The organism is Synechococcus sp. SynAce01 (assembly GCF_001885215.1).
Taxonomy (GTDB): domain Bacteria; phylum Cyanobacteriota; class Cyanobacteriia; order PCC-6307; family Cyanobiaceae; genus Regnicoccus; species Regnicoccus frigidus.
The window spans coordinates 382,884-397,726 of sequence record NZ_CP018091.1 but is presented as its reverse complement, the minus strand read 5'-3'; the positions used below and the strand labels follow the sequence as shown (position 1 = coordinate 397,726).

The 14,843-nt window shown below is 61.2% G+C and carries 22 protein-coding genes and 1 pseudogene; 9 read left to right on the top strand and 14 right to left on the bottom strand.

The genetic code is table 11. From position 1 onward, the window contains the following. Nucleotides 1-20: 20 nt before the first annotated feature. Nucleotides 21-815: a cytochrome c biogenesis protein CcdA gene (locus BM449_RS02095; protein WP_205526848.1), complete on the bottom strand. Its 795-nt coding sequence runs from the start codon at nucleotides 813-815 to the stop codon at nucleotides 21-23. Between the two features lie 407 nt (nucleotides 816-1,222). Continuing rightward, complete coding sequence (locus tag BM449_RS02090) at nucleotides 1,223-1,717, bottom strand: thioredoxin domain-containing protein (RefSeq protein WP_071799878.1); 495 nt, start codon at nucleotides 1,715-1,717, stop codon at nucleotides 1,223-1,225. A gap of 215 nt (nucleotides 1,718-1,932) precedes the next feature. On the opposite strand from BM449_RS02090, the gene BM449_RS14895 reads away from it, so the two are divergent. The 5 genes from BM449_RS14895 (at nucleotide 1,933) to BM449_RS15485 (ending at nucleotide 4,330) form a co-directional block, all read left to right on the top strand. After that, a complete protein-coding gene (locus BM449_RS14895; protein ID WP_162922831.1) occupies nucleotides 1,933-2,106 on the top strand; it encodes a hypothetical protein in 174 nt (57 codons plus the stop codon). An 11-nt stretch (nucleotides 2,107-2,117) separates the two neighbouring features. Continuing rightward, entirely contained in the window at nucleotides 2,118-2,285 is a 168-nt protein-coding gene (locus tag BM449_RS02085) for a DUF2256 domain-containing protein (RefSeq protein ID WP_071799877.1), read from the top strand. A 177-nt stretch (nucleotides 2,286-2,462) separates the two neighbouring features. Further along, the gene (locus tag BM449_RS15300) at nucleotides 2,463-2,936 is read left to right on the top strand and encodes a type I restriction-modification system subunit M N-terminal domain-containing protein (RefSeq protein WP_233830974.1); all 474 of its coding nucleotides are present in this window, start codon (nucleotides 2,463-2,465) and stop codon (nucleotides 2,934-2,936) included. Nucleotides 2,937-2,966: 30 nt separating this feature from the next. Then, nucleotides 2,967-3,899, top strand: a complete 933-nt coding sequence (locus BM449_RS15490) for a class I SAM-dependent DNA methyltransferase (protein WP_250638236.1) — start codon at nucleotides 2,967-2,969, stop codon at nucleotides 3,897-3,899. Then, nucleotides 3,830-4,330: an N-6 DNA methylase gene (locus tag BM449_RS15485; protein WP_343232325.1), complete on the top strand. Its 501-nt coding sequence runs from the start codon at nucleotides 3,830-3,832 to the stop codon at nucleotides 4,328-4,330. The genes BM449_RS15490 and BM449_RS15485 overlap by 70 nt, the downstream gene beginning before the upstream one ends. Before the next feature lie 17 nt (nucleotides 4,331-4,347). Here the strand turns inward: BM449_RS15485 and BM449_RS02075 are convergent, their stop codons facing one another. The 5 genes from BM449_RS02075 to BM449_RS02055 are packed head-to-tail and all read right to left on the bottom strand — an operon-like array spanning nucleotide 4,348 to nucleotide 5,694. Further along, nucleotides 4,348-4,677 (bottom strand): type II toxin-antitoxin system PemK/MazF family toxin, encoded by a 330-nt coding sequence (locus BM449_RS02075; protein WP_071799876.1) that lies wholly within the window; start codon nucleotides 4,675-4,677, stop codon nucleotides 4,348-4,350. Continuing rightward, entirely contained in the window at nucleotides 4,674-4,952 is a 279-nt protein-coding gene (locus BM449_RS02070; RefSeq protein ID WP_083544341.1) for an antitoxin MazE family protein, read from the bottom strand. The genes BM449_RS02075 and BM449_RS02070 overlap by 4 nt, the downstream gene beginning before the upstream one ends. A gap of 55 nt (nucleotides 4,953-5,007) precedes the next feature. Then, the gene (locus BM449_RS15480) at nucleotides 5,008-5,136 is read right to left on the bottom strand and encodes a type II toxin-antitoxin system PemK/MazF family toxin (protein ID WP_186437674.1); all 129 of its coding nucleotides are present in this window, start codon (nucleotides 5,134-5,136) and stop codon (nucleotides 5,008-5,010) included. Continuing rightward, entirely contained in the window at nucleotides 5,111-5,365 is a 255-nt protein-coding gene (locus BM449_RS02060) for a type II toxin-antitoxin system PemK/MazF family toxin (RefSeq protein WP_071799875.1), read from the bottom strand. Before BM449_RS02060 ends, BM449_RS15480 begins: the two co-directional genes overlap by 26 nt. Then, nucleotides 5,362-5,694, bottom strand: a complete 333-nt coding sequence (locus tag BM449_RS02055; RefSeq protein WP_145537304.1) for a ribbon-helix-helix domain-containing protein — start codon at nucleotides 5,692-5,694, stop codon at nucleotides 5,362-5,364. The genes BM449_RS02060 and BM449_RS02055 overlap by 4 nt, the downstream gene beginning before the upstream one ends. Before the next feature lie 46 nt (nucleotides 5,695-5,740). Here BM449_RS02055 and BM449_RS02050 point away from each other — a divergent pair, with 46 nt between their 5' ends. From BM449_RS02050 to BM449_RS02040, 4 genes are read left to right on the top strand one after another with little or no spacing between them, the layout of a single operon-like run. Continuing rightward, nucleotides 5,741-5,935 carry a hypothetical protein gene (locus tag BM449_RS02050; RefSeq protein ID WP_145537307.1) on the top strand — a complete coding sequence of 65 codons (195 nt, stop codon included), beginning with the start codon at nucleotides 5,741-5,743 and terminating at the stop codon, nucleotides 5,933-5,935. Next, entirely contained in the window at nucleotides 5,932-7,095 is a 1,164-nt protein-coding gene (locus BM449_RS02045; protein ID WP_071799870.1) for a restriction endonuclease subunit S, read from the top strand. Before BM449_RS02050 ends, BM449_RS02045 begins: the two co-directional genes overlap by 4 nt. Continuing rightward, entirely contained in the window at nucleotides 7,092-7,205 is a 114-nt protein-coding gene (locus tag BM449_RS15290; RefSeq protein WP_222428285.1) for a DUF262 domain-containing protein, read from the top strand. Before BM449_RS02045 ends, BM449_RS15290 begins: the two co-directional genes overlap by 4 nt. A 6-nt stretch (nucleotides 7,206-7,211) precedes the next feature. Next, nucleotides 7,212-7,859 (top strand): DUF262 domain-containing protein, encoded by a 648-nt coding sequence (locus BM449_RS02040; RefSeq protein ID WP_343232327.1) that lies wholly within the window; start codon nucleotides 7,212-7,214, stop codon nucleotides 7,857-7,859. Between the two features lie 8 nt (nucleotides 7,860-7,867). Here the strand turns inward: BM449_RS02040 and BM449_RS15285 are convergent. The 7 genes and pseudogenes from BM449_RS15285 to acsF all read right to left on the bottom strand — a co-directional run bounded on the left by BM449_RS15285 (nucleotide 7,868) and on the right by acsF (nucleotide 14,811). Next, nucleotides 7,868-9,006 (bottom strand): annotated as a pseudogene (locus BM449_RS15285) (ISAs1 family transposase). Between the two features lie 153 nt (nucleotides 9,007-9,159). After that, a complete protein-coding gene (locus tag BM449_RS14890; RefSeq protein WP_145537052.1) occupies nucleotides 9,160-9,384 on the bottom strand; it encodes a hypothetical protein in 225 nt (74 codons plus the stop codon). A gap of 24 nt (nucleotides 9,385-9,408) precedes the next feature. Further along, entirely contained in the window at nucleotides 9,409-9,678 is a 270-nt protein-coding gene (locus tag BM449_RS02025; RefSeq protein WP_071799865.1) for a DUF2164 domain-containing protein, read from the bottom strand. Between the two features lie 62 nt (nucleotides 9,679-9,740). Next, nucleotides 9,741-10,769 (bottom strand): methionyl-tRNA formyltransferase, encoded by a 1,029-nt coding sequence (gene fmt, locus BM449_RS02020; RefSeq protein WP_071799863.1) that lies wholly within the window; start codon nucleotides 10,767-10,769, stop codon nucleotides 9,741-9,743. A gap of 51 nt (nucleotides 10,770-10,820) precedes the next feature. Continuing rightward, nucleotides 10,821-12,224 carry a TldD/PmbA family protein gene (locus tag BM449_RS02015; RefSeq protein ID WP_233830968.1) on the bottom strand — a complete coding sequence of 468 codons (1,404 nt, stop codon included), beginning with the start codon at nucleotides 12,222-12,224 and terminating at the stop codon, nucleotides 10,821-10,823. Further along, entirely contained in the window at nucleotides 12,221-13,657 is a 1,437-nt protein-coding gene (locus BM449_RS02010) for a TldD/PmbA family protein (RefSeq protein WP_186437648.1), read from the bottom strand. Before BM449_RS02010 ends, BM449_RS02015 begins: the two co-directional genes overlap by 4 nt. Before the next feature lie 71 nt (nucleotides 13,658-13,728). Continuing rightward, on the bottom strand, nucleotides 13,729-14,811 hold the full coding sequence (gene acsF, locus BM449_RS02005) for a magnesium-protoporphyrin IX monomethyl ester (oxidative) cyclase (RefSeq protein ID WP_071799859.1): 1,083 nt from the start codon (nucleotides 14,809-14,811) through the stop codon (nucleotides 13,729-13,731). Between the last annotated feature and the right edge of the window lie 32 nt (nucleotides 14,812-14,843).

Sequence of the window (14,843 nt, the reverse complement as noted above, 5' to 3'; positions counted from 1 at the left end):
GCTGTGGAATTGAGCTGGAGTTAGACCATAAACCAGCCTACCCCTGTGATGAGATAGTACAGTCCTGCCAGGATCAAGGCGATACTGCCGAACTTGGTGATTTCTTCGGAATATTCCAGTAATAGCTTGGCTTGTTTGGCAAACCCAGCCAACAAACTTGCTAAAAATATAATAATTGTGTAGCCCAGGGCATAGCTTGTCATCGTTAGCACAGCGAGTGGCTGAGAGCCGCTTGCAGCGGCAGCGGCAAGCACTGCGAACAACACCGGACTGGAGCAAGGAGAGCTGACCAAGGCAAAAGTCAAACCCACGCCAAAAGGACCAACCGTTGAACTACCAACATTGACTTGAGGAAGCGGCACCTTGATCACTCCCAATAAGCTACATCCCATCAACAAGATGATCGCTCCAACGGCAATATTGATAAAACCGCGATATTCGATCATCACTAGGCCCGCGAAGGAGGAGGCCAGGCCGAATAGGCTTAAGATTACTACATTGCCAAGAACGAATAATCCCGCTTTGTTGAAGGCGTCTTGCCGTGAGGTGATATTGCGTGTGCCGATATAGCTCAGGTTGATTGGCAGCATCGCCAGTATGCAGGGGGAAACACTGGCAATCAATCCTCCGGTAAAGGCAAGAGGAAGCAGTACGAATGGATTGGCCGCATCCTGCTGGGAGAACCATTCTTGATAGTGATTCTCAACGATTGAAATCAGGCGGTAGACAGCTAGCGATAGGGGGCCAGTGGCCAGCAGGGCGATCAGTAAGCCGGTTAGGACCAGGGCGCCAAACAGTTTCCATTGTCTTGGCATCTGAAAGGGGCTCCTTCTGCGTCTGTGCGCGCGCGTCATGGTGTCTGGCTCTGGGTTTGGATTTCTAGAAGATTCATAGTGATCACGGGGTGGAGTTGACCTTCTGGAGTTAGCGCTTCAGTGCTGCTGGCTGATAGTTTCTTATGGCGAAATCACAGCCAGGCATGGCTGTGATTGCAGCAAGCCCATGCGTCAATGCGTTGGCGATGGTGCTGGGAGCTGAGCGTGGCGTCAGTGGGCTTGCGCGAACAGAAGTGGCTTCCAATGAGCTCAACCAACGAAGATAAAGGCCAGTGACTGTTGGTCACTGGCGGTTCAACACGCTGGGATGGCTGGATGAAGGGCTTAAGCATGAACCCTATGGCAGAAGAATCTGCTTTGGATTGATGCTTAGGAGGTTGATGACTTTATTTCCTTGAGATTGCAGCGTCAAGAACTTTTGTGTAGGCTGATTTGTTTGGGTTGTTGCGATGTTGCGCCAGGATCTTGCCTGTTGCAGGATCAATGATGGTGAGGGAACCTGTCTGGGTTTTGTTGGCAGCAAAGAAATTGCTGAGCCCAAGCTTGCGGGCGGTTGCTTCGGATTTGGCTGTAGAGGCCCTATCTGAGACATCTAAAACAACGAAGTTCACGGCTCCTGCATATTTCTGCTTGAGCTGGGAGAGGGTTGGAGCGATGTTTTTACAGGCAGAGCACCAGCTTGCATAGACGTCGACAACAACTGGCTTGCCTTGCAGTTGTTGCGCCAGCTTCCCCGTGGTTTGGGCCTGGGCGGGATGGGAGATCGCCTCGGAGACGAACTTTTGAACGCCTTGCGGGTTGCTGAAAGCCGTGGTGATGCCAACGCCGAGGATTGCGATGGCCGCGAACTTCGGAATCGACTGGGTGACGATGGGAGCCATGATGAATTTGTATGGTGGAAGAAGGGTTAAAGCCTTGGGCCAAGGCAACGGAGATCCCTCGCCCCCTACTACCGATGAACAGTCCGATCGGATTGCGCCCCTCCAGATCCCGACCCACCGCTGAGATGCCGCCGCATCTTGCGCTGTTGTCTGGTGGGCTGGAAACCACGGCCAGCAAAGGGCGGTAGCTTGCCGGGGACAACCCTTGATTGCCGATGTCCCTGATTCCCCGTTGGAGCTTCATGACCGATGAGGCAAAGGCGCTGACCAAGCGGACTGTGGTTTCCGCTGGGCTGCTCGTGCTGGTATTGCTGGTGTTCAGGGCCTTGCTTCCCTGGGTGCTTCTCGGCCTGGTGGCTTGGTGGATCTGGAAGGCGATCGCCAAATAGGCAACAACCCGATGCCCCATCACGCCAATCGCCCCACCAAAATCTGCCCGGTTTGCGGGCGCCCCTTCCAGTGTCGAAAAAAGTGGAAGAACGTTTGGGACGAGGTGCTTTATTGCTCCGATCGCTGCCGCAACAATCGCAAGCGGCTGAATGCGACGGGGGGTTCGACTCTGCCTTGACCTGTGTACGCGATCCCAGCCTGACTCCAGGATTCCCATAGCCGAAATCATCAGTGATTTGGCCGAACGGATTGTTGTCCAGACTTGACCCAGACAATGTGGCCATCCCGATGCGAATGTCAAACTGCGTTTCTATAGAACGTTCGCGCCCCAATCTTTTTCCGCAATCTGCCCCTGATGGCCGCCCGCACCGATCTCACCGACGCCCTGCTCGCCTTGATCCCAGAAGATGGCAGCAGGCTCAGCAATGCGGAGTTGCGCGCTGATCTGTTGGATCTGGCCGATGAACCCTTCAGCGATGAGGAATTCGAAGCTGCCAAGGATCATGTGGTGGCCATGGGCGCCGCCGAGAAAGCCCGTGGCCCTGGTGGCGGCTTGAAGGCCGCCGGGATCAGCCCACCGCCCAGGCAGGCCTCTGCATCCGGGAATGGCCGCAGCCGCCGCAATGGCAACGGTGCGGCCGCCACCGCCGCGCCCACCATCGCCGCCGGAACCACCGCCGCCTCGGCGCTCACCGGCGAGCTGCGCAACCAGATCGATGGCATCTGGAATGCCTTCTGGAGTGGCGGCATCGCCAACCCCCTGGAGGTGCTGGAGCAGCTCACCTACCTGCTGTTCATCCGCCGCCTCGATGAGCTGGAAACCCTGTAGGAGCGCAAGGCCCTGCGCACCGGGCAGCCGATGGTGCGGCGGCTTTATCCCGAAGGCAATGACCCGCAGGAGCGCCCTTACGAGCGGCTGCGCTGGAGCCGCTTCAAACAGCTGGCCGCCACCGAGATGTTCGAGCTGGTGGGCGAGCGCGTGTTCCCCTTCCTGCGCACCCTTGGCGGCGATGGCTCGGCTTTTGCCAGCCACATGAAGGACGCGCGTTTCACGATCCCCACTGCCGCCCTCCTGGCCAAGGTGGTCGATCTCCTGGATGCGGTGCCGATGGCGGATCGCGACACCAAGGGCGACATCTACGAGTACATGCTGGGCAAGCTGGCCACCGCCGGCACCAACGGCCAGTTCCGCACACCGCGCCACATCATCGAGCTGATGGTGGCGATGACGGAGCCCAAGCCCACCGACGTGATGGCCGATCCGGCCTGCGGCACCTGCGGCTTTCCGGTGGCGGTGGGCGAATACCTGCGCGAGCACCACCCGGAGCTATTCAGCGACACCCAGCAGCGCGAGCACTTCAACCATGGCCTGTTCCATGGTTTTGATTTCGACAGCACGATGCTGCGCATCGGCTCGATGAACATGCTCTTGCACGGGGTGGAGAACCCCGATGTGAGCTATCGCGATTCCCTCTCTGAAGACGGTGCGCTCGAGGAGAATCGCTACTCCCTGATTCTTGCCAATCCGCCTTTTGCTGGCTCGCTGGATTTCGAAAGCACCAGCGGCAAGCTGCAACGGGTGGTGAAAACCAAGAAAACCGAGTTGCTGTTCATGGCCTTGTTCCTGCAGCTGCTCAAACCCGGTGGCCGGGCAGCGGTGATCGTGCCCGATGGGGTGCTGTTCGGCTCCAGCAAGGCCCACAAGAACTGCGCCGCACTCTGGTGGACGATCACTTTCTCGAAGGCGTGGTGTCGCTGCCGAGCGGGGTGTTCCGCCCCTATGCAGGCGTGAGCACGGCGATCCTGCTGTTCACCAAAACCGGCCGTGGCGGTACCGATCAGGTGTGGTTCTACGACATGAGCGCCGATGGCTGGAGCCTCGACGACAAGCGCAATCCTCTGCTGCCGCTCGAGAAGCTGGGGCCTGCGCCGAAAGAGCCTTTACAAGAAGGCGAGCACGCCAAGAACAACCTGCCCGATGCCCTGGCCCGCTGGAAGGAACGCACAAGCTCAGAGCGCGAACGGGCGCGCACGGAGCAGAGCTTCTGCGTGCCCAAGGCGGAAATCGTGGCCCAGGGCTATGACCTCAGCCTCAACCGCTACAAGGAGCTGATCTACGAAGAGGTGGAGCACCGGCCTCCGATGGAAATCCTGGCAGAACTGCGGGCGATCGAGCAGGAGATCCTGCAGGGGATCGAGGAGCTGGAGGGGATGCTCCGATGAGCCCATCCCATCTCCACTCAGCGGGCCAGGCCAAGAAACACCAGCAACGATCGGTTGAGGCGGATCACGTCGTCATCGTTCAGGCGGCCGATCTTCTGGCCGAGGCGGTTCCTGGCCACGGTGGTGACTTTGTCAACCATCAGGCGACTCGTTGCTTTCAGGCCGTTCTCTGCTGTGGGTTCCACCCACACCCGAAACACAGGGAGATCGGTGTTGTCGGTGGTGATCAGACAGACCACGATCGAGTCGCGGGCCGCGAAGGCGTCGTCCTGAACGATCACCACAGGCCTGGGCTTGCTGGCATAGCCGGATCCTCCGGCCATGGTCCAAAGCTCACCACGCTTCACTGGCTGGTCTCGTCATCGGGCCACTCGACCACCGAATCGATGAAGGCCTGGATCTCGGCCTCTTCCGGGCTTTCGTTGGCCAATCGCGACTGCCGCCGCGCCTCGGCTGCAAACCCAGGCGCATGCACATCCGGTACCCAGATCTGGATCGGCCGCATCCCCTGGGCCCGCAGCCGCTGGCGGTGCTCCCGCACCTTGCGGCGGTTGGCGGCGCGGCGCGCTTCCTGGGCGCTGTCCTCCGATCGGGGAGCCTCCGGGTTGGCTTCGGCTTCCATGACAGCGTCAGCGCTGGTTACATGTCATGGTAACGGGGGTCGCGGACGAGCTGCTTCAGCCGAGATCAGGCTCCAGGCCGAGATAAAGGCGCAGGCCCGCATCGATGCTGGCCAGCTCCACCTCGCTCACCTGGCCGTAGCGGCGGCGGATGCGCTGCTTATCGATCGAGCGCAGCTGATCCACCAGGGCATAGGAGGGCTTGGTAAGACCGCTCGCACCTGGGGGCCAGGGGCGGATAAAGGGCGCCGGGGGCCGGCGTTCCGGTGATCGGAACCACAGCCAGCAGCGGAAACCTCTGGCTGGAATTCACCGCCGGATCACTTACCACCAGGCAGGGTCGGGTGCCGCGCTGTTCATGGCCGAGGGTCGGCTCCAGATCCACCAGCACCAGGCTGCCCCGGGGCAGGTTCATGGCTGGACATCTGGTGAGCCGGCAACCTGCCAACCGGATTCCGGCCGCCAATGCAGCGGCACTCCGGCGCTGGGATCAAGCAGGTCACTGTCCCCTTCGGGCAGGGCCTCGGCCCAATCCGCCAGCCCAAGGGCTGCGGTGGCGACGCTGTCGGGGTGGGGAGCCTCCAGGGAACGCAGCAGTCCAAGCCTTTGGCGCCGCTGCAGTTCGTGGCGCACGGCCTCGGCGACGAAGCGGCTGCGGTTGCCCTCGATGCGGTCGATTCCGGCGACCAGTTCTGACGACATGGTCACGGTCACCCGTTCGGCGGGGGGGCTGGAGCGCGCCATGGACGGGAAAAGGTATGCAGGCCAGTATGATCATATCGACTTTCCAATGGCCAGCCCTGTCCAGGTGCGACAGCAGCGAACAGGGATGGTGCGGGAGCTCAACCTCAGGCTTGATCAAACCAACGAGCTGGTGCATGAAGAGGTGGAGCACCGCCCGCCGTTGGAGAACTTGCCGGAACCACGCGTGATCGAGCTGGGGATCCTGCAGAAGGTCGAGGAGCTGGAGGGGATGCTTCGATGAGCTGGCCCAGTGCTTATCTCGGGGAAGTATGCAGTTTTCTCTCAGGGTTCGCCTTCAAATCAGACTACTTTTCCGACGAGCCTGTTGGCCTGCCAATAATACGAATCAGAGATGTCCTGCCTGGGACCAGCAAGACTTACTACAGCGGCCCTTATCACGCAGACTATTTGATCAACAATGGAGACATTCTGATTGGCATGGATGGAGAATTTAATCGAGAGCGCTGGAAAAGTTCTGCTGCCCTGCTTAATCAACGAGTCTGCAGGACAATTGCGAAGGAAGATGTCCTAAATAATGACTACCTGTATCACGCTCTTCCGACCATTCTGAAGCGGATCGAAGAGGAAACACCCTTTGTTACCGTTAAGCATCTTTCGGTGGCAAAACTCAGATCCGCCGAAATCCCCCTCCCCCTGCTGGAGGAGCAGCGGCGCGTCGCGGCGATTTTGGATAAGGCCGACGAACTGCGCCGCAAGCGTCAGCGTGCCCTGGTCTGCCTAAACCAGCTAGGCCAGGCCATCTTCATCGAGATGTTTGGCGATCTACTTGTATCCAAAGAGGAGGCAGTTGCCTTGGGCGAGGTCTGTGACGTTCGGGATGGCACACACGACTCTCCAATGTATGTCGATGTCGGCTTTTCCCTTATGACTTCGAAGAATTTTTCCCGCGGCAGAATCGACTACTCAGGTGCCAAACTAATTTCTGAAGCAGACTTCATTGACATTAACAAAAGGTCGAAGGTTGACAGGGGGGATATAATTATGCCGATGATTGGGACAATCGGCGGCCCGGTTGTTGTTGATTTTGATCCGGACTTTGCAATCAAAAACGTTGCTCTGATTAAATTCAAAAATAGTCGAATGAACCCTGAGTACGTTCGTCAAGTCCTAGATGGCAAGCTGTTCAAATCACATGTCGCAAGTGCCGGACGCGGGGGAACTCAGAAATTCATTTCTCTTGGCGATATTCGCGGCTTCAAGATTCCCTTTCCTAGGATTAGTCAGCAAAATCTCTTTGCAAGGAGGGTGCGCAGACTTCGCACTGAACTACTCCGGCATGTCGAGGCCATGAAAGCTGGTGAGACTTTTTTCGCCTCCCTCAATCTCCGCGCATTCCGTGGGGAGCTCACAGCCTCATGCCAAAAAGAGGCCACCGAATGAAAGCCACCGAAGCCAAACTTCTCCAGATCCTGCACGCAGTCCAGCAATTCATCATCCCGATCTACCAGCGCACCTACTCCTGGACCCGTCAGGAATGTGAGCAGCTCTGAGCCGACATCCTCCGGACTGGTGCTTCTGAGGAGATTGGCGTCCACTTCATCGGCTCGGTGGTGCACATCGATGAAGGCCTCGGCAACCTCGCCGTGCGGGCGCCCAAGTTGGTGATCGATGGCCAGCAGCGGCTGACCACCGTCACCCTGCTGCTCACCGCCCTCGCCGAAGTGCTCGCGAAGTTGCCAGAAGAGCAGCAGGAGCCCATTGAAGGCTTTGCGCCGGACATGGTCCGCGAGTACTACCTGATCAACCGGCTCCAAAAGGGCGACAAGCGTTTCAAGCTGCTGCTCTCCGATACCGATCGCACCACCTTGAACGCTCTGGTGGAAGGACGCGGGGCGCCACTACCGCCGAAGCCCTCGATTCGCATCACCGATAACCACGCCTTCTTCCTCGAGCAGCTGCGCAAGCCCGCCACAGATCTGTCGGTGGTGTGCCGCGGGATCAGCAAGTTGCTGGTGGTGGATGTGGCCCTCTCCAGGGATCAGGACAACCCCCAGCTGATCTTCGAGAGCATGAACTCAACCGGCCGGGAGCTCTCCCAGGCCGATCTGATCCGCAACTTCGTGCTCATGGGCCAACCTCCTGAACACCAGGAGCAGCTGTACAGCCACCACTGGCGGCCTACGGCTGCAATCAGGGCTGATTGAAAGTCTGATCAAGTCGCCCATCCTGGCCTGATCCCAGCCATTGTGAGCAGCTTGGCGATGTCGTGGGCCACCTCAGCCAGCCCAGCTCTCACCGAGTAGTGGCCGTGCAGCCCGAGCAGGTTGAGGGCCAGGGTCCTCAGCGTGGCCAGCACGGCAGCGCCGGGGCCGCCATAACGGTGTTCATCTTCATGGAGCTGGGTATCGCGGATCCAGTGCCAGCTTTCAATGCACCAGCGGTCCCTCACCAGTTGCAGCAGGGCTTTTGGCGTGGTGCGCAGGCTGGTGAGAAAAAGGTGCCGCTGGAGGGAGGGCTTGCCATGACGCTTGCCACTGACGACAAGTTCAACAATCCAGCTACTGCCGGGCCAGGCCTCGTTGATGAAGTCAGGAGCCTGTTTGGCCCTGAGTATCCAGGTGGTGTCGCGTCCATGGCTGCGTTCAGAAACCATTGCTGTGAGAGGGATCTTGCGGGAGTAGAGGAACTGCTCGCCGATCTGGCGATGCAGGGTCCTTTGGTTTGCTTTCACTGTGAGGAGGAAGTCGGCCCCCTGCTCCGTGAGCTGCCGAAAAACGGTTTCTGGGTATGAAGCGCGTCGGCCTGGATCAAGACGCCGTCGAGATCCATCGTGGCCAACAGCTCCCGCAGTACGGCACGCTCGTGAGATTCACGGGTGTCGTAGGTGGCCTGGGCAATGGCCACACCCAGGGTCTTGGAGTAGAGCGTCACCTGAGAAATGAACGCACCGCCGCCACCGTCGGTCTGGACAATCGAGCCGCGGAGTGTCTTGCCGTCGCACACGAGCTGATCAAGACCCATCGCACCACCTGGGATCTGGGCGAGCATCCACCCCTGCAGCTGCCGGCAGATCTCGGCCACATCAACCTGCAGGAACAGATAGCGGAAGGTGGAATCAGTGGGTGGCCGCCTGAGCTCAAGACCCAACGCCTGGTTCAGCGCAGCGTGATGGCGGAGGGCAAAGCGCTCCAGATCCCGCAGGCTCTGGCAGCCACTCAAGATCCCGAGGACCGCCACCAGGAGCAGAAACCACTGGGGGAAGCGCACCCCACGACGCATCCGTCCCTCTGGGATCGCCTGCAGAAAGCTGATCAGGTCGGCAGAGGCATTAGCAGGAGAGGGTTCTGGCAAAGAAGGGATCCATTCCCGCCGACCAAACCCAATGCTCGCAGCAACGCCAAGCTCGCTTGTGACAGACTTTCAATCAGCCCTGTGTTTCGGGGAAGCACCTGCATTGTGCGCGAGTGCCTTGGTTTTGTTTTTCAGGAATCCCGCTGTATCTCTTCATTGGACCGCTTCAACTGCAGCATTCTGCCGTTCGAGTTGTTTGGCTTCCAGTTCTTTGGCGGCTTCCCTGGCCTGATCGAGAGGCACAAGCAGTGGAGATTTCTGCTCGGCTGCAGACGGCGTGGTGTTGCTCGGAGACGATCCAGCACAGGCCACCAATGCGCTGCTTAAAAGCAGCAGGGCAATTCCACTAAGGAATGGTTCTTTTGATTTTATGCCCATTGCTTGGACTCTGCTGGGTAAAGGTTAGAGATCAGCACGCCCCTGCCTGCTTGCCGATGCGGGAAATTCTTCTTCGTTCAGGTCAATGTCTAGTTCGGCGATGTGATTTCTGATTCTGCCCAGAACGTCTGACACGGCTTTGTTATAGATGCTCGGGGCGATTTCAGTCAAGAACAGCTCCAGCAGCCCCCCGGCAGCAATGGTTCCGATCTCTTCTTCCCTGGAGTCGTGGAAGTAATTGATAATCGAAGCCACGGCCTCCTTGCGTGCCTGCTTGGGGAGTTGGATGGCCATGGATCGGTCGGCAGCCGCGTGGGTTGTTTGTGGCGGTGAGAATAGCCAGTTGTGCCGCAGATTTACAGCCGATCTCCCGCCTTGGCCCCCAGCTGTTGGAGTAGGGCCTGGCCTCGGGCGGGGGCCTTTCCTTCTAGCTGGGCTTCGCGAATCAACAGCGGGCAGCCGCCGGTGGAGACCACCAGTCCCAGGGATGGCACCACCTCCAGCACCGTGCCGGGTTGCTCAGTCGGGCGCGAGCTGGAGTCCCGGTTGTTCCAGGCCTGAGCCAGCTGGGCGGCCTGGCTGCTGAGTTGGTCCACCAGCCTGGCCACCAGGGGCTCGCTGACCAGCAGCTTCAGCCGCTTCTCCCCCCAGATGCTGTGCGCTCCGGGATACAGCCCCATCACCTGGCGATGGAGTGTCAGGGCTGAGGCGCTCCAGTTGATGCGGAAATCCTTCTTGGCCAGCAGGCGGGCATAGCACTCGTTGGCGCTGGGCTGGGGCCGCACCTCAAGCCGCGCCAGCCGTTCGGCTTCCGGGCCAGCTCCTGCCTTCTCGATCAAGGGCATGGCCGCAACCAGCAGCTCGGCGGTGAGCTTGCTGAGGCGAAGTGCCAGTTGCTGGGCGTTCTCGAGCAGGCCGATCGTCAGCCGCTTCTCCAGTAACACCGGCCCGGTGTCTAAGCCCTCTTCCATGGCCATGATGCCAACGCCTGTTTCGGCGTCGCCTTCCAGCAGGCTCCACTGAATCGGCGCGGCCCCGCGCCAGCGCGGCAGCAGCGAGCCGTGGCCGTTCCAGCAGCCCAGGGGCGGCTCGTTGAGCACGGCTGGAGGCAGAATCTGGCCGAAGGCCACCACCACGGAGATATCGGCGCCAAGGGCAGCCAGTTGAACCTGCAGCTCTGCCTCCCTGCGGATGCGCTGGGGGGTGAACACCGGCAGGCCGAGCTCCAGGGCGCGTGCTTTGACAGCTGATGGAAGAAAGGCGGAGCCTCGCCCCCGGCGGCGGTCGGGCTGGCTCACTACAGCCACCAGTTCGTGGCCGGCGGCCACCAGGGCATCGAGGCTGGGCACCGCGTAAGCGGGGGTGCCCCAGAACAAGATCCTCAAGACGCTTTCTTCTTCCCCGCAGCCGAGAGGCTGGCGACCAGGCGCATCGGATCAGGCGTCGCCGGTGATCGACAAGCCTTCCACCCACACGTGAGGGCAGAGGCCATCGGGGGTGACCTTGGCCTCTCCTTCAAAGCCCACCAAAGCCTTGAGCACCTGGCGGATGTCGCCGGCCACGGTGGCCGCCTCGATCGAGCGGGTTTCACCGCCCTGGATCAACCAGCCATCAAAGGGCAGCGAAAACGAACCCTGGCTGGCTTTGACGCCGGCATGCAGCGCTGAGAGGGAATCAATCCAGACCACGCCGTCGGCGCTGTGACGATCCAGCCCCTGGGCGCCGCCAGCGCTGCTGCCGGAGCCGACTTCAAACCAGTTCGCACCCACCGACACCTTGGCCCCCAGGCCGGCATGGCCGGTGGGGGCGACGCCGAAGGCACGGGCGGTGGCCTCCGAGTGCATGAAGTGGCTGAGAACGCCATCTTCGATCAGACCCAGGCGGCTCACCGGCGTGCCTTCGCCATCAAAGCTGGAGGCACCGATGTTGCCCGGGTGCAGGCCGTTGTCATGGATGGAGAGGAAGGGAACGGCCAAGCTGTCGCCCAGCGACTCCCGATGGCTGAGGCTGACGCCATCCAGCACGGCCCGGGCGTTGAACAGATTGCTGAAGGCACCGACCAGGTCGAGAAACGCTTCGGGGCTGAACACACAGGTGTAGTAACCCGTGGCAATCGGGGCGTAGTCGAGGTGGGAGATGGTGAGCTCTGCGGCTTCATCAATGCAGCCGGCGATGTCGAGTTCGCTGGCGCCATAGGCCAGGCGCACGGCACCGCTGCTGCGTGGCTTGCGGCCGGCTTCCTCGGCCCTGGCGTAGAGGTAGAGGCTGGCGGTGCTGAGTTGCTGTTGGCGGCAGGCGCCGGCGCTGTTGAGGTAGATCCGCTCGCTGGCGCGCTGGGCCAGGCCGTTGTACGGAACTGTCGTGATCGCTGCGTGGCGACCAAGCAGGTCGCGCTCGGCCTCTTTGAGCGTGGTCAGCAGGCTGAGAATGGCCTGGGGGTCTTGGATCGGTTGATCGAGGGGCTCCAGGGGAGCGCCCGCCAGGGGTGAAAAGGCCGGTGTGTCGTTGGCGTTGCCATAGGCGCTGGCTTCCTTGGCGCCGGCGAGGGCGCGCGCCAGGCCCGCCTTGGAGAGATCGGAGGTGCTGGTGATGCCCACCAGGCCATCGCCGTTCCAGACCCGCACGGTGATCGAGCTGCGTTGGGCGCCCTTGAGCTGCTTGGCTTCACCCCGGTCGACCTGCACGGACGTGTCGGTGCTGCAGGCGGCCCCGAGATCCCATCGCTCGATGCCCAGATCGCCGGCGAGGCGTTCCAGTTGTTGGCCCAGTTGGACGGCATCGAGGCCAGGAGCCTTGGCAGCGGCTGGGGTCGTGGCGCTCAGTGAGGTGCCCATGCTCATCGCCCCCCCACCGTGATGCTGTCGACCTTGATGTGGGGCTGGCCGACCGTCACGAAGATGCTGCCGCTCACCGAGCCACAAAAGCCAGCGGCCAGTTCCAGATCGTTGGCACACATCGAGATGCGTGGCATCACCTCCTTGGCTTCACCGATCAGGGTGGCTCCCTTCACCGGCTTTCCCAGTTCTCCGTTCTCGATCAGGTAGCCCTCCTCGACGGCAAAATTGAACTGGCCGGTGGGGCCGACGCTGCCGCCACCCATCGACTTGCAATACAGCCCGGTCTCGATCGAGGCGATCAGGTCAGCGGGGCTGTGGGGGCCAGCGGCGATGAAGGTGTTGCGCATGCGGCTGGCGGCGGCGAAGGAATGGCTCTGGCGTCGGCCGCTGCCGGTGCGGGCGTGCCCAGTGCGCAGTTCGCCGGCCCGGTCGGAGAGAAAGCGCTTGAGCACGCCGTTCTCGATCAGCACGGTGCGCTCAGGCTCCATGCCTTCGTCGTCCATCGAAAGGCTGCCGAAGGCGCCGCTGCTGAGGCCCTCATCGATCGCCGTGACCGCCGCATGGGCGATCGGGCTGCCCACCTGCTCAGCGAAGGGGGTGGTGCCCCGCTCCACCTGGGTGGTTTCGAGCAGGTGGCCGCAGGCTTCGTGGAAGATCACACCGCCGAAGCGGTTGGCCAGCACCACCGGGTAGCTGCCGGCTTCGACGTAATCGGCGCGGAGCATGGCCTGGGCGCTGGCGCAGATCTCTGCGGCCGAAGCGTCTGGGTCCCACTGGCGCAGGTCATCGGGGCGATCGCTGCTGCCATAGCGCCGCCCCTGGCTGGCCCGGTGCTCCCCATCGGCGGCCAGGGCATTGAGCCCCACCGACTGGTGCAGCCGGATGTCGCGGGCGAAGGTGCCATCACTGGCGGCCACCATCACCTCCTGCCAGTCGCGGGCATAGCTGCCGCGGCGGGCCTGCAGGTGCTGGCCGTGGCGCTCGAGCAGGGCGGTGCCCTCCAGAAGCCGGCTGGTGGCCTCGCCCAAGCCGGGGCAATGATCCAACCAGGCCTGTTTGCTCTGGCCGTAATCGCGCAGGCCTGAGAGGCCGTCGAAGCGGCTGGAGTCGCTGCTGCCGCGCTCCAGGCCAAGCATGCCGAGGGCCTGCTCCAGGGCCGCCATCAGCCCGCGCTCGCTGAGGTCGTTGGTGGAGACGAAGCCATCGCGCTCCTCGCGGAACACCCGGATGCCAGCGCCCTTGCCAAACGCCGGGCTGACATTGGTGATGCTGTCCTGCTCGGCCAGCAGACCGATGTGGTCGGTGCTCTCGAGAAACACTTCCACCAGGCTGGCTCCGGCGGCGCGGCCTGAGGCCAGCACCAGCTCCAGCCTCGATCGCCAGCTCAGGTCGAAGGGATCGAGCTGAACCAGGGCCAGGGGAGGGGAAGCAACCAAGAGGTTTGGGTGGGGTGGTGGAACGTGTTGTGGGGCCTTTGATGCGAAACCTTTGACGCGAAACCTTGGGTTCAGCGCACCGCAGGTTGGAAGTCTTCGCTGCGGATCGGAGCCATCAAGAAGAGCTTGGCCATCTCCAGGCCATTGGCCGCCCAGAAGGGCAGTTTGCGCAGGATGCGGATCGGGGCGAAGCCACCGGACTGATCAGCAGCGCTCAGGGCGCTGTTGTTGGTGACGATCCGCTCAAGCCGCTCGTAGAACTTGGGGTGGGCGACATTGAGCACCACGGGAAACACCTTGGCGGAGGTTTCGTTGGTTTTCTCGATCACCATCTTGTCGTAGCTGCGGGCATCTAGGCCGAGGGCCTCGTAGAACTCCTTGCGGGCCACGTCGCGCACATACATGGTGGCGAACACGGCCAGTAGGAAGAAGCGGCACCACAAACGGGCCTGAAGACCGCGCACGGTGTCTGGCTGGGCTTTCATCAGGGCATCGAAGAAGTCGCCGTGGCGATTTTCGTCCTGGCACCAGTTCTCGAAGAAGTTGAAGATCGGGAAAATCTTGCTCTCTGGATGCTGCTGCAGGTGGCGATAGATGGCGATGTAGCGCCAGTAGCCGATCTTCTCAGAGAGGTAGGTGGCGTAGAAGATGAACTTCGGCTGGAAGAAGGTGTACGCCTTATTGGCGGTCAGGAAGCCCAGGTCGAGCTGCAGACCGAAATCACCCATCGACTTGTTGAGGAAGCCGGCGTGGCGCGCTTCATCGCGGGCCATGTGCGCAAAGCATTCCGCCAACAAGGGGTTTTTCTCTTTGATGCGGCGGCTGAGTTCCTTGTAGAGCAGGAAACCGGAGAATTCCGACGTGCAGCTCTGCTCCAGGAACTCCACAAACACCTTGCGGGTTGCGGGATCGAGCTTGTCGGCGGCGCCATCGAATTCGGCGTTGCGAACGAAGTGATGGCGGTTGTAATCCTTGCGGAACTCTTCGCAGATGGCTTCGAGCTCCACCTCGTTGGGCCGCAGATCCATCGCCGCCATGGCGTCGAAATCGGTGGTGTAGAACCGCGGCGTCAGGATTGTGTCCTTGACGGGTTCTTTGAACGCCTGGGCCTGCGAGCCGGCAGGGGCGCTGGGGGCGGCGATCGGAGGCACCATGCGTGCGCTTCAGCAAAATGGTGCCCCCATCG